Genomic DNA, 13724 nt, shown 5'->3' with positions numbered 1-13724 from the left:
CCTGTGAGTTCGCACTGGCTGACAGTGGCATGGCTGGCGCTGGGCGCCGCGGATCCCGCCAAGGCGGTGGCCGATGGGGCGAAGGCCGTCGATGCCGGAGCGAAGGCCGTCGAGGCGGAAGAGGGCAAGCTGGAGAAGATCTGGCACGCGGTGAGCCCGTACCTGGTGTGGCTGCTGGTGCTCGTCGTCGTGGTGCTGCTCGCGTTCCTCGGGTGGAAGCTGTACGGGTGGTGGCGCAGCCGCCGCTCGGCCCAGGCCGCCAGTGGTCCTCCGCCCATGTCCTCCGGCCGGCTGCTCCAGGTGCGCCGCACCTTCCTCTTCGGGCTGCCGCTGTCCCACCGCGCCGCCGTGGTGGATCTGCCCACCGTGGTGGTGATGGGGCCCGCGGGCGGCGGCAAGACGCGGCTCATTGGCCTGGACGTGGACTGGCAGCGCCAGGCCCACCAGTTCCTCCCCAGCTACACCGAGGATCCGCTGCTGCAGATGTACCTGGGGCCGGACTGCGTGGTGCAGGAGGTGTCCGCCCCGCTGCTGGAGGATGACACGCTCCAGGCGCGCGGCGCCCTGCGCAGGATGTGGCGCAAGTGCTTCGACCACAAGCAGAAGGGCCTGGCCGTGCTCGTGCTGGACGTGCGCTGGCTGGCGGATACGGCCCCGGACGAGCAGCGTCGCCTGGCGCAGCTGCTGCGCGGCAAGCTCAACATCATGTCCGAGGCCCGCGGCGCCCCCGTGGAGACGCGCCTGTGCCTGACGCACATGGACGGGCTGGAGGGCTTCGAGGACTTCGCGCGGATGCTGCGGCAGCACGGCGTGGCGTGCTCCTTCGAGATCCCCAAGCAGGGCGAGGAGAGCCAGCTGGCCGCGCTGCTGGATGGACAGGAGCAGTTCCTGGCGCTGGGGCTCACCTCGCTGCCGGTGGACGCCTTCGAGCGCCTGGAGCGCTTCTATTCGCAGGGCGGGCGCTCGTTCGCGGCGCTGGGCCGCTTCGTCGCCGCGCTGCTGGAGGGCAACACCCTCTCGTACAAGCCGCAGCTCTCGCGCGTGTACCTGTCCTCCCCCACGCCCGAGGCGCGCGCCAGCGGCACGCTCTCCGTGGTGTCCGAGGACAGCAGCGCCGAGTCGCTGCGCCGCCTCTACCTGAAGACGCATCTGCGGCGGGCCGCGCTCATTGCCGCGGCGTTCTGCCTGCCCGTGGTGGCCGCGTATGCCCACTACTACCTGCTGCTGCGCGAAGCGCAGGTGCAGGTGGCCGGCTTCGAGCAGACCGTGGCGCAGATGAAGGAGCAGGGCATCGAGGGCAGGGGAGAGGCCGTCGAGGCGCAGGTGAACGCGGCCGCCGATTCGATCAGCCACCTGTGGCAGGCCGCGCGTTGGTGGCCGCCGCTCAACTCCAGCTTCCCGGACGAGATGCTGGATCTTCACCAGCGGCTGGCCCAGGGCATCCGCGAGAGCCACCTCCGGCCCGCACTCGAGCACTGCCACAAGCACCCTCAGGACTGCCGCCCCGAGCAGGTGGTCTTCCTGCTGGCCACCCTGCACTCCTCGAAGGCGGAGGGGCTGGGCACCTTCGTGAACTCCAGCGTCACCCCGCAGCACTCGCGGCGGTGGGAGGACAACCTGTCCTTGCCGGACGGGGCGAAGGCGGCCCGAGGCGCCGAGCAGAGCCGCACCTGGATCTCCGCGCTCGATCTGAACGAATCGCTGGTGTCCACCTACGTGCTCACCAGCGACGAGCCCTGGGAGCGCAACCCGCCCTGCCGCCGCGGCGCCGTCCAGGTCTCCGGCACCGCGGATGAGGACTGGTCCTGCTGGCCCTACGCGGATCGGCTGACGTTCGAGAGCCAGCTCAAGCCCTGGTTTGATCACCTCCTGTTCCTCAAGCAGACCCTGGAGTCCGGGCCCAAGGGCCTGGCGGAGCTGGATCTGCACCGCGCCGAGCGCGAGCGGCTCAAGGCGCAGCTGGCCGATCTGGACGTCTTCGTCTCGCTGCCCACGGTGCTCAGCCTGATTGATGCCTCCGCGGTGCAGATCAACACGCACCAGTTCCAGGGCATCGAGTCCACCGTCCACGTGCTCGACTGGCTGCGGGCGAACCGGGACACGCTCGCCGCGATCCTGAACATGGAGGAGGAGGCCTTCTCGGGCTTCCAGGCGGTGGAGAAGATGGGCCCCTCCGAGCTGCTCACCCGGGATGGCCTCTGGCTGCCGGGCAACAACAAGGGCCCGTACCGCATCGAGCTGCTGCAACAGAACTTCGAGTTCCGCCCGCCCCAGCTCTCGCGCGAGCTGCTGCAGGCCCTGCTCGACTTCTACGAGAAGAGCGGCAGGCTGACCGTGGGTTCCCAGTCCTCCGTTCACGCGGGGCAGCTGGTGCTGAGCCGCACGCCGTTCGATACCGATCTCAAGCCGCTGGTGGATGAGTTCACCCAGCGGTTGAAGAATGCCCAGCTCCCCACGGACGAGACCGCCAAGCGCGAGGAGTACGTGCAGAAGCGGGTGAACGTGTTCGCCCAGGGCTACCGCGAGGGCCTCTTCCACAGCATCCGCAACTACCGCTTCGTCGCGCCGCGCGCCGTGCTGCTGGACGAGCTGGCCCGGGTCACCCAGCCCTCCTCACAGCAGGTGGACATGCTGCGGGACGTGGCCACCCGCGCCAACCTGGATCCCCTGGAGGGCCCCTACTACGAGCCGCTGCGCAACGCCGTGGCGCCTTTCCGGCCCATCATCACGCTCATGGCGGTGGACAAGAACGGCTACTATCCCGCGCTCGCTCCGTACCACGCGCTGGTGGCGCAGATGCACGACGAGCTGGACGCGGCCTCCAAGTCCGGGGACAAGGGCGCCAAGGCCAAGGCCGGTGGGGACAAGCCCGGCGCGGACAAGGCGGCCGAGGCGCCCGCCAAGGACAAAGCCGCGGGCGCGGATGCGGCCAAGTCGGACAGCGGGACCGCGGATCTCACGGACATGCTCACGCCGCTGGAGCGGGTGGCGCTGTCCATGATGCTCGAGGAGGAGAACTCCTATCTGCGCAAGGCGCAGGAGTGGCTGGACGCGCAGGGCATCACCGGCGAGCTGCGGCAGCCCTTCCTCGAGCCCTTCCTCCAGGTGCAGAGCCTGGGCAAGCAGGAGCTGGAGAAGACGCTGGCCAAGCAGTGGACCGAGACGACGGGGCGCATGCTGGGGCCCATGCTGGAGCGCTACCCCTTCAACCCCGAGTCGCCGGAGGATGTGGATCCGGGCGAGCTGGAGGTGCTGCGCCGCAAGGATGGGGCCTTCTGGATCTTCGTCAACCAGGTGTTCTCGCGGATCTGCACGGAGCGGGGCACCGAGTGGTCCCTGAAGGGCCCGCTGCGCGACAAGCTGGCGCTGCCGGAGCAGATGCTGCTCACGCTCAGCCGGCTGGGCCGCCTGTCGAAGCTGCTGTGGGATGACGAGGGCAAGCCGCGGCCGTTGATGCTCAAGGTGCAGCCGCAGCCGCTGCCCGCGCCGCCCATGCCGGGCGTCTTCGTCACCATGTCCTCCCTCAAGTGCGGGAAGACGACGGCGTACGGCTTCAACCAGAGCCCCACCTGGCAGGAGTTCCCCGTGAACTGGTGGGATCAGCAGGTGTCCTCGATCGTGCTGGAGCTGCGCTCGCCCGCGCGGGACGCGCCCCAGTACCTGTCGCTGCCGTGGAACCGCTCGGCCTGGAGCTGCTTCCGCCTCTTCGAGGAGGCCGCGCTCACCACGGATCAGCGCCGGCAGTGGAGCCTGGCCTTGCAGGGCAATAACGTGAACAAGCGAGGACTGGAGATCAGCTTCGGGCTGAAAGGAGACCCGTGGGTGCCGTTCCGGGAAGTGCCTCGATGAGCGTGCGCGTGTATCGGCGGATGATGCTGGCGGCGGCGGCGCTGGTGCTCGGCGGCTGTGCGACGGCCCAGGTCAGCCTCAACGTCAAGTCGCCCCCGGGGACCAACCTGGGCCGGCCCATGTACATGCTCGTGCGCCAGGTGGACACCAAGCAGTACGCCAACGAGGCGTACTCCGAGGTGGCGGCCAGGGTCGGCGCGCCGGACAACACGGTGCTGCAGACGGCGGTCATCTACCCGGGCACCATCCAGCGCTTCCAGGTGAAGGCGCCGAAGGAGGGGGCCGTGGCGGTCTCCTTCCTCTTCACCGCCCCGGATGGGAACTGGCAGGTGCTGCTCACCCCGCCCATGCCGAGCGCGGTGGACATCGAGCTGACGGTGAGCCGCATCCTCAGCGACTCGATCCCGCCGGCCCTCCCCTCGGAGGCCCCCGAGGCGCCCAAGGCCCCCGAGGCCCCCAAGCTGCCCGGCGCCTGAGTCAGGCGGCCAGCTTGCCCACCTGCGAGTCGAGCCCCGCCAGGAGCTGCGTCACCTGGGCGCGCACCTGCTCCACCACCTGGGAGAAGAAGGTGGCGCTTTCGAGCGAGGCGGCGAAGCTGTCCAGCGGGGCGAGGAGCTGCTGGCGCGTCGCATCCACCCGAGTGGCCACGGTGTTGAGCTGCTGGCCCGCCGCATCCATCAGCCCCTGGGCCTGCGTCGCGAACGCGGCGAGGAGCTGATCCACACGGGTGGTGGTCTCGGCCTCGATGCGATCCTTGGCCTGCCGGGCCTGCTCGAGCGCCGTGTCCACCGAGGAGCTGTTGGAGTCGAGTCCGGACTTCACCTGCTGGCTGGCGGAGTCCACCTGCTGCTCGATCGTGGCGCCCACCGTGGCGATCTGATCGGACGCGGACTGGAGTCCCTGGCCGAGCGACTGCTCGAAGGTGCCGAGCTGGGTCTTCACCTGCTCCTTGAGGGCATCCACGCGCTGGGACACCTGATCCTCCAGCGCCTTGACCTGCGTCACCACCTGATCGCGGGCCGTGGCCACCTGCTGTGTCACCTGCTCGATGACCTGCTCCGCCTGGGTGACGGCCTGATCAATGCTGCTCTGCACCGACTGCTGCAGCGTCTGGATCTGCTGCACCAGCTGCTGCTGCAGCGACTGCACCTGCCCGAGGGCTTGTGACTGGAGCTGCTCCACCTGGGAGATGAGCTGATCCGACAGCGAGGTGAGCTGCTGGCCCACCTGGCTGGAGATGGTGTCGAGCTGGGTGGAGATCTGCGTCACCACCTGGGTGATGGCGTTCATGGCCGGGGTCACCAGGGGCTTGGGCAGATCCGCGGCGGGGATGGCCTCCAGCATCGCCACGGCCTTGGAGAGCAGGGACTCCAGCGTGCCGACGATGGTCTTGAACAGCGTCTGGAGCTGCTCGAGCTTCTCGGGCAGCAGGGCGAAGAGCGCCAGGATCTGCTTCTCGACCTGGGCGATGGTGTCCATCAGGCTGTCGAGCACGCCAAAAGCGGCGTCGATCGTCGCCTGGATGGGGGCCTTGATGCTCTCCAGGGTGGTGGCGGCCGTCTTCATCAGGGTGTCGATGGCCTCGGAGCCCTGGGTGATGAGCGAGTCGATCTGCTGCTCCACCTGGGTGATGAGCTGCTCCACGGCCTTGATGGTATTGGCCAGCGACTGCACCTGCCCGCCCAGGGTCTGCTCGAGCGCGTCGAGCACGCTGTTGACCTGCGTGCGCCCGGTCTCGATCGTCCCGCCGACGGTGGTCTCCAGCGTCTGGAGGACCTGGCTGGCCGTCTCGGTGGCGGTCTTCACCAGGGTGCGGACCGGCGTCAGCCCCGCGCGGAGCTGGCCCACCAGCCGGCGGACCTCGGCCTTGGCGGAGTCGGAAGCGGACTGGATCTGATCGTGCACCTGCTGCAGGGCCGTGGAGGCGGGGGGGAGGACGGAGTCGAGCGCCTGGGTCAGCTTCTGGGCTTCCTCGCCCAGGGACTCGCGGATCTCCTTCACCGGGGCGAGCACGGCCTCCAGCGCGGACGCGAGCTGGGAGGCGCCCTGCTGCATGGCCTGCTCCGCCTGGGTGCGCAGCTTCTGGATCTCGTCCTGGATCTGCTTCTCGCGGGCCTCGAGCTGCGCCTCCAGCTTCTTCCGCTCCTCCTGGGCCTTGGCCTGGGTCCGCTGGAGCTCCTGCTTGCGCTTGTCGAGCTCGGCGGTGACCTGGGTGGAGGTGGCGTCACAGCGCTGCCCCACCTCCTGAGACAGCGACTCGAGCTGCTGGCTGAAGGACTGCTGCTTGCCTCGTGTCGTGTCCTCGAGCTGCTGGCAGCGGGCGGACACAGTGGGCTCGATCTCGCTCACGGTCTTCCGGATAGGGCCCGCGGAGGCCTCGAGCTTCTCGCGCAGGGTGAGCACCTGCTGCGCGGCCGAGTCGAACTGGGTCCACAGCGCCTTCACTCAGGGCTCCAGCTCTGCCAGCTCGGCGTCCAGCGCATCAATCTTCTGGGAGAGCTTCGCGCCCAGGGCTTCCACCTCGGGGCGAAGGGAGGCGACGGCCGCCTCGAGCTTGCCGGTGAGCGTGCCGAGCTCGGCGCGGATGGGCTCCACGCGCGAGACGATGCCCGCACTGAAGGACTCGAGTTCTCCGCGAAGCTCCGCCACCTTGGCGCTCAGTTGCTGCATGGGTCTGCTCCGTGCCGAGTGACTGCCTTACCGTAGCTTCTTGAGCGAGGCCTTGGCCTGCTCCGCCGCCCCCGAGAGCTTGCTGGCTCCCTGGGACAATTTCGAGGTGGCGCCCTGGAGCCCGCTCTTGGCCGCCGCGACCTTCCCGCCCACCTCCGCCCGAGCCCCGCTGAGGGCCGCCTTCGCCTCGGCCTGGGCGCTCTTCATCTTCGCACGCACCGCGGCCATCGCGCCCTGGTAGGCGGCGCTCGTCTGCCCGATCGCTCCTCCTACACCCGCCGAGAGATCCGCGACGGCCGCATCCACCTGCGGCGACACATCGTAGGTGGGGGTGGGCGCCATGCTGCTCTCGGTCTCCTTCACCTGGATGAAGAGGTTACCCTCGGCCATGCGGACGATCTGCGTGTCTCCGCCGGAGGTGCGATGGATGCGCCACACCGGCTTGTCGTCCTGGAAGTCCTGGGTGAGCCCGGTCTGGCTGGTCTTGTTCTTGCCCAGCAGCAGCTGATCGCCCTGGCCATCCTGGGGAGTGCGCACGCCCTCCTTCCAGTCGATGAAGCGGAGCAGCTCGGCGTGCTCGAAGTGGAGCGCCACCAGCACGCGCGTGTTCTTGTACGGAGGGAAGAAGAAGTGGCCCGGGAAGTGGATGGGCTCGGCCAGGACGCTCACCGTCTTGTTCCACATGGGCACCGTCATGTGGAAGGAGTTGACGGAGGTCTTCTCGTCCTCGGTGATGAGGTAGCGCCGATCCTCGGGCTCGCCGCCCGGGGCGTGCACCAGGCCCTCGACGTGGATGGGGTAGCGCGGGACGCGGTAGGGCGGCAGGGTGACCCCGGGCTCGTCGGAGGACTCCAGCCGGATGGACAGCAGCACCTGGTAGTTGGCGGTGAGGGCTTGCTGCTCGTCGTTCTGGCCTTCGTGCTCGGCATGAGCCTCCAGCTCGAGCTCGAGCACCCGCATGTCCTCGCCGAGCCCCGTGAAGCTGGCCGGCCACAGCGGGCCGTCGAGCTTGAGCAGGGCGCCGGGGAAGACCTCCACCGAGGGGAACTGCTTGAAGGACACCTGGAGCTGCCGCCCACGCACCTGGAGGCGAGCCTTCTCCAGCTTCTGGCGTTGCTCGGCCTGATCGGCGATCGGCGTGCGCAGCATCACGTCATGGGACACGCCGGAGACGGCCTGGGGTTGCTCAATCGGGGTGGTGGTGGGCCCCTGCGCCACGGCGTTGAGCACGCGGGTGCCGTGGCGGATGGGCGCGGGGAGGCGGACCTGCACGTCCTGCACCCGGAGTCGGCTCAGCGCGGCGGCCTCTCCCGAGGAAGGCTTGCTGTCGGCCAGCAGGTATTGGTTCTGCTGGCAGTCATAGGCGAAGACGCCGTTGTTCGAGTCCACGTACCAGAGGACGAAGTCGTAGAAGCTGACCTCGGGAGAGTCCGCGCCCACCGCGAGGCACAGCATGGCCTGCTTCTGGCGGAGCTGCGCCCAGTCCTGAGTGATCTGGAGGCTGGCCTTGTGCGCGTCGAGCACGTCGCTCATGGCCATGTTGGTGTGCAGCTCGATGGGGCGGTGCTGGCGCCAGAGCACCTGAGCGGGATCCGCGAACTCGAGGGTGTAGCGGCGGAAGACGCGCTGCTCGTCCTGCGCGGTGCCCTGGGTCTCCGCCAGGACGCTGCGCCCGCGCGCCAGCCCTTGGAGTACGAGGGGAGCGGGCGGGGAATCGAGCGAGGGATCGACCGCCGCCACGGACAGCCGCACCTGGACGAGATCCGGCTTGGAGAAGGCCTTGAAGAGCGGCGCGTCCTTCTTCTCCATCGAGGTCCAGAAGGAGACCGAGCCGGTGAAGCCATGGCTGGCCATGCGCGCGGACAGGTGCTTCACCTGGCCGCCCGGAATGGAGAAGGGCTGGCCGGCGATGGTGAGCGTCAGCTCGAGCTTGAGTTCCTCCTGGAATGCCGTGCTCACTTCAGGAGCCTCCTCTTCTCGTGCCGGGTACCCGGTCCATCATCTCATATCCGGGCGTGGTGCACCCCTCGGCGCATCGCGGCAAGACGGGCGCTCAGCGCGGCAGCGGCAGGGTGAAGGCGAGCTGCAGGTGTGTGCCCGCCAGCTCGGGCCGCACCGAGGCACGAACCTGCACACCGCGTTCGCCGCTCCCGGTGGACACCACCCGCGCCTGGAGCTGGCAGTCCTGCTTCGAGCCGGTGGGCAGGAAGATCTCGGCGGCGCGGGAGAAGGCGGAGGCGATGGCGTCCGGGCTGGCACCTGCGGGCAGCCGCTCGGCGAGCTCCTGGGCGAGCCGGACGAGGCGACCGGTGAGGAGCTGGGCGGGGAGCGGTGTGGCGTCGCGGCCGCCGTACACGGTGGGAGCCGCCGCTGCCAGCACGGCGTTCGAGTCCCACCAGCCGCTCACGCCGAGCAGTCCCTGGGTGGCCAGCCGCTCCTGTTCGCGCAGGGAGAGGACGAGCTCGGTGGCGACGGTGGAGCTCGCTTTGGGCTTCCACACGGCGGGGGCGCGCGTGCCGCTGCCGGGGCCCACGAGACGGCCGAAGGTGCGAGTGTCGCGGAAGCTGGCGGCGAGCAGGGCCGCCACGGCGAGCGCGGGGCTGGTGAAGCACTGGCGGCGGATTTCGCCCGCTTCCTCGGCCAGCATCACCACGGGGTTCAAGGCGGCGCACAGCCAGCGTGAGGACTCGTCGGCGCGCAGCCGGCGCCACGCCTCTCGTGCGAGGGCCTCCTTGTCATCAGCGGGCGAGGGGCCAGCCCCGAGGAGGGAGTGAGGCACCGCCACCACGACGGGCAGCGAGGCCTGCTCGCCCAGGGCCGCGAGCTGATGCAGGGCCTCGATGTCGGAACTCTCGTCGAGGAGGAAGCAGGCATCGGGGCGCTGGAGCGGAGGCTGATTCAGGCACTGCGCGAGGGCTTCTGCGAGTGATCCAGGCGCGATGTCGAGCACCTCGATGTCCAGGCCGGTGGAGGCGGAGCAGTGCTCCCACAACCAGCGGAGCCCACGCCAGGCGGACTCCGGGCGTGCCACGACGGGATGCTGGAGAATGTCGCGCGCAGTGGCGAAGAGGGTCTCCTCGAGAACAGCGAGCGCGGCGCGACGAGCCTCCTCGGCCGAGCGCGAGCCCTGAGCAGCCTGGGCCATGGCGGCGGAGAGACGTCCCGTGCCCATCACGGACTTGAGGTGCGCGGCATCCTCGGGGCTGAGCGAGCCGGCGCCGGAGAGCGCCGTATGGGCGGTGCGCAGGATGCGCAGATCCGGCGTCGAGTCGACGAGCTCCGAGAGCTGGAAGGCGTGGAGCCGGGTGGGGGAGAACTCATAGGCGCTCGCGTCGCTGGAGCCGATGCGGTCCTGGACCGTGATGTGCAGGTCGCGAGCGGAGCGGCTCAGCCGCTCGGAGAAGGCGTCCTCGGTGAGAAGGAACCGCTGGCCCGAGGGCGAGGGACTGAAGGCCCCGGCGACGAGCCATCGCACTCGGGGGCCTGGCGGATGGGCAGTGTCCATGGGGTCCAGTCAGGCTCTCGAGGTGGAGGTCTCCACACTAGCCTGATCCGGGCCCGGGCGGACGGGAACGCGGCTGGCGGGGTCCCCCTCGGGGCTTGGGGCGTCTAGACTGCGAGTTCGGCGGAGCGCGCCTCGATTGGCGGTGAGAAGGGTATGCCCAGCAACGAATACCGGGTCCAGACAGGCGACACGCTGGCTGCCATCGCTCGGCGTTACCACGTCTCCATGGACGTGCTGGCCCGGACCAACGGCCTCAGCGACGTCAACCGCCTCTACGTCGGGCAGGTGCTGAAGATCCCGGAGGCGATCACGCCCCAGCAGCAGGCCTCGACGCAGCCGCAGACCTACCGGGTTCGTGCGGGCGAGCTGCTGGAGGACATTGCCGTCCGCCTCCAGGTCTCCAGCCAGGAGTTGTGCGAGGCCAACGGCATCACCGATCCCAGCTCCATCACCGTAGGGCAGGTGCTGAACATCCCGAAGAAGACCGCGGCCACCGGCAAGAAGCCCACGACCCAGCAGCCGGAGAAGAACGCTGGCACTCAAGGTGGCACGCCCTCGGCCAACGAGATCATGGAGGTGGCCTTCCGGATCACCGGGGCCTTCGAGGGAGGCAAGGCCAACTCCTACCAGAACCAGGACAGTGGGATCGTCAGCTACGGCAAGCACCAGGCGACCCTGGCGTCTGGGACGCTGGGGACCATCCTTCAGAAGTACGTCGACCAATCCAAGAGCCCGACGGCCAAGCAGCTGTCGGCCTATATGGGCCGGGTCAACAAGAAGGACGAGGCGCTGCGCGGTGACGCGGGCTTCAAGAAGCTGCTCCTGGCGGCGGCGGATGATCCCGTGATGGGCACCATCCAGGATGCGGTCTTCGCGGAGAACTTCTGGGGCCCGGCCGAGCAGGGGGCGAAGCAGGACCAGGTGAAGTCTCCGCTCGCCCTGGCCATGTATTACGACACCAACATCCAGGGAGGACTGAGCGCCGTCCGGAAGTCGACCGCCGCGAGCTTGAAGGGGAAGCAGTTCTCCGAGGCGGAGTGGCTGACGGAGTTCAACACCCAGCGGGACCAGCGGCTGAAGAAGCTCGTGGCGGCCCGAAGGAAGGCCGCCAAGGAGAGCACGTCCGCCAAGGAGAAGAAGAGCCTCGAACAGGACGCGAACTGGATCGAGGGCTCGCGCGTCCGCGTAGCGGATCTGCAGAAGCTGGTCGCGGCGGGAGATCTCCAGCTTCGAGGCGACAAGAACGGCAAGCTCCTCGTCAACCAAAAGCAGGTCGATGGCCTGGGAGCGAAGACGTCCTCTCAGTCCTCCTCGAACACCGGCTCTCCTCTGAATACAGCTTCGATCAAGGTGGCGAAGCCTACGGTCGTGAGCAAGCTGTCGGCCAACTACGGCTCGCGCGGCAGCACGGATATCGACGCCATCATCCTGCACCACACCGCGAGCAACAACGCGGAGCAGGATCTGGTGCAGCTGACCCGGAAGGGCACGGGGGTGAGCGCGCACTACCTGATCGCGCCGGATGGCACCATCTACCAGCTCGTGGACGACTCCAAGCGGGCCTGGCACGCGGGCGTGTCAGCCATCCGAGGGGAGGATTCGCCGGATGTGAACTCGCGCTCGATCGGCATCGAGCTGACGAACGATGGGCGAGGCAAGACGCCCTTCACCGAGGAGCAGTACACAGCGCTGGAGCAGCTCGTCCCGTATCTGGCGGTGACGTACCAGGTGCCCGGCGAGAACATCCTCGGGCACCGGGACGTGGCTCCAGGCCGCAAGACGGATCCGGCGGACAACTTCGATTGGGGCCGGGTGCGCAGCGCCGTGGACGCGGCTCGGGGCGGCGTTGTCGAGACGCGCCCCACCGACAGCAAGCCTACAAAGCAGGGCACGGCGCCCTCCAAGGTCCAGTCGGTCGCCGCCGTAGCGCCACTCGAAGTGTGGCAACAGCTCGAGAAGCGTGAGGGGAAGCTGGAGAACCATCAGAAGGTCTATGACGACGGCCGAGGTTTTCTCACCGCGGGCTTGGGACACAAGCTCACTCCGAGCGAGCTGGCTCGATACAAGAAGAACGACACAGTCCCCATGTCGGTTCTCAAGGACTGGGCGCGGGCCGACATCCAGACGGCCTACAACGCAGCAGTTGGGCAAGCCAGGCAAATAGGAGCCGGCAACCAGAGCCTGATCAATGCCCTCGCATGCGTCAACTTCCAGTTGGGGACCGCATGGTACGAGGAGCACAAGAAGACGTGGGCCTATCTTCTGGCGCACAAGTGGGAGCAGGCCGCCACCGAAGCAGCCAATAGCAAGTGGTACAGACAGACTCCCACGCGAGTCGAGGACTTCCAGGCTGCGTTGCGTGCCATGGCCGGCACGCCTGTCCAGCCCATTGATGCAGCCGGCAAGGGCGGGCAGAAGCCCGACGCCCAAGAAAAGAATAGCAAGACCGGGCAGGGGATTGATCTCAAGGAGATCGCTCGCAATGTCCATGACGCCATGGAGGGAATTGGAACCGATGAGCAGAGGGTCTACGACAACCTTTCCAAGCTGAACCACGACGCAACACTCATCAAGCAGTTCAAGGGTGTATACCAGGCGCTGTATCAGGCGGATGTCGTGGAGGATATCAAATCTGATTTCTCAAACACCTGGCTGGATGGGGATGAGCTGGACCGCGCGCTGAGCTTTCTCCATCCGAGAGAGCAGCAGGAGAACAAGGGCACCAAGACACAGGCCAAGAGCACCAAGCCCGAGACCAAGCCCTCTTCCAGTGGTCCCCCAGAGAAGAGTGGAAAGCACTGGGTCTCTCGCTTTCTTCCCAGCAGCGACCTGGCCGATCTCAAGGAGCCCTTCCAGTCGAACGTCCGCAAGTTCTTCGCGGCCCTTCATGCAGCGGGCATCAAGACGGTCGTCAACACCACGCTTCGTCCGCCACAGCGCTCCTATTTGATGTATTACGCGCGTGAAATCAAAGAGGGGCGGCTGAAGCCTGACAAGGTCCCAGCTTTTGTTCCCCAGCATGGGGATGCACCCGTCAATATCGACTGGACCCATCGCGACAGTCATGGGAAGGCGGATCTCGATGCCGCCAAGAAGGCGGCTGAAGACATGGATAGTGCGTACGGTGCCGCCGGAGCCATAGGAAAGCCCTACCACTCCAACCATAACGGCGGGGAAGCCATTGACGTGGACTTCCGTCCCAAGTGGGGCATCGGCAAGAGCGTCGTCGATGCCCAGGGGACGACCGTGGCCATCAAATCCAAGCAGGATGCGATCAAGGTGGGTGCCACCTACAGTGTCTATCACTGGAACTACAGTGGCCCTAAAGCCAAGAAAGATGATCCCCACTGGTCCAAGACCGGCAACTGAGAGCACCGGAGGGCAGGCGCTAACGCTGGCTTCCCGGTCCCCCGCGCGCCGGCTGCACCTGACGCGCGGCCTGGATCGTGTTCGCGAGCAGCATCGTGATGGTCATCGGGCCCACGCCCCCTGGCACTGGCGTGATGGCCTCGGCCTTCTCGCTGACGGCGGCGAAGTCGACATCCCCCACCATGCGGTAGCCGCGAGGGGAGCTCTCGTCGGGGACACGGTTCTGTCCCACGTCGATGACCACCACGCCCGGCTTCACCATGTCGGCGGTGATGAGGTTCTGCTTGCCCACCGCGACGATGAGGATGTCCGCCTGCCGCGTGAATGAGGC

The 13724-nt window shown here is 67.8% G+C and carries 7 protein-coding genes and 1 pseudogene; 3 read left to right on the top strand and 5 right to left on the bottom strand.

Translation table 11 applies throughout. The annotated features are described in order from the left end of the window. Positions 1-3: 3 nt before the first annotated feature. A complete protein-coding gene (locus ACJ8AT_RS33680; protein WP_407742069.1) occupies positions 4-3849 on the top strand; it encodes a type VI secretion protein IcmF/TssM N-terminal domain-containing protein in 3846 nt (1281 codons plus the stop codon). Then, positions 3846-4325 (top strand): hypothetical protein, encoded by a 480-nt coding sequence (locus tag ACJ8AT_RS33675; RefSeq protein ID WP_407742068.1) that lies wholly within the window; start codon positions 3846-3848, stop codon positions 4323-4325. Before ACJ8AT_RS33680 ends, ACJ8AT_RS33675 begins: the two co-directional genes overlap by 4 nt. Position 4326: 1 nt before the next feature. On the opposite strand, the gene ACJ8AT_RS33670 is transcribed toward ACJ8AT_RS33675, so the two are convergent. The 4 genes from ACJ8AT_RS33670 to ACJ8AT_RS33655 all read right to left on the bottom strand — a co-directional run bounded on the left by ACJ8AT_RS33670 (position 4327) and on the right by ACJ8AT_RS33655 (position 9994). After that, a complete protein-coding gene (locus ACJ8AT_RS33670; protein WP_407742067.1) occupies positions 4327-6294 on the bottom strand; it encodes a hypothetical protein in 1968 nt (655 codons plus the stop codon). Further along, positions 6295-6519 (bottom strand): hypothetical protein, encoded by a 225-nt coding sequence (locus ACJ8AT_RS33665; protein ID WP_407742066.1) that lies wholly within the window; start codon positions 6517-6519, stop codon positions 6295-6297. 27 nt (positions 6520-6546) lie between these two features. Beyond that, positions 6547-8478: a hypothetical protein gene (locus tag ACJ8AT_RS33660; protein WP_407742065.1), complete on the bottom strand. Its 1932-nt coding sequence runs from the start codon at positions 8476-8478 to the stop codon at positions 6547-6549. A gap of 94 nt (positions 8479-8572) precedes the next feature. After that, the gene (locus ACJ8AT_RS33655) at positions 8573-9994 is read right to left on the bottom strand and encodes a hypothetical protein (protein WP_407742064.1); all 1422 of its coding nucleotides are present in this window, start codon (positions 9992-9994) and stop codon (positions 8573-8575) included. A 183-nt stretch (positions 9995-10177) separates the two neighbouring features. On the opposite strand from ACJ8AT_RS33655, the gene ACJ8AT_RS33650 reads away from it, so the two are divergent. Next, entirely contained in the window at positions 10178-13393 is a 3216-nt protein-coding gene (locus tag ACJ8AT_RS33650; RefSeq protein ID WP_407742063.1) for an N-acetylmuramoyl-L-alanine amidase, read from the top strand. A gap of 19 nt (positions 13394-13412) precedes the next feature. On the opposite strand, the pseudogene ACJ8AT_RS33645 reads toward ACJ8AT_RS33650, so the two are convergent. Then, a pseudogene (locus tag ACJ8AT_RS33645) lies at positions 13413-13724 on the bottom strand (bifunctional 5,10-methylene-tetrahydrofolate dehydrogenase/5,10-methylene-tetrahydrofolate cyclohydrolase); the annotation flags it as partial.

Source organism: Hyalangium sp., from assembly GCF_045802625.1.
GTDB lineage: Bacteria > Myxococcota > Myxococcia > Myxococcales > Myxococcaceae > Hyalangium.
This window is presented reverse-complemented; position numbering and strand designations above follow the sequence as displayed.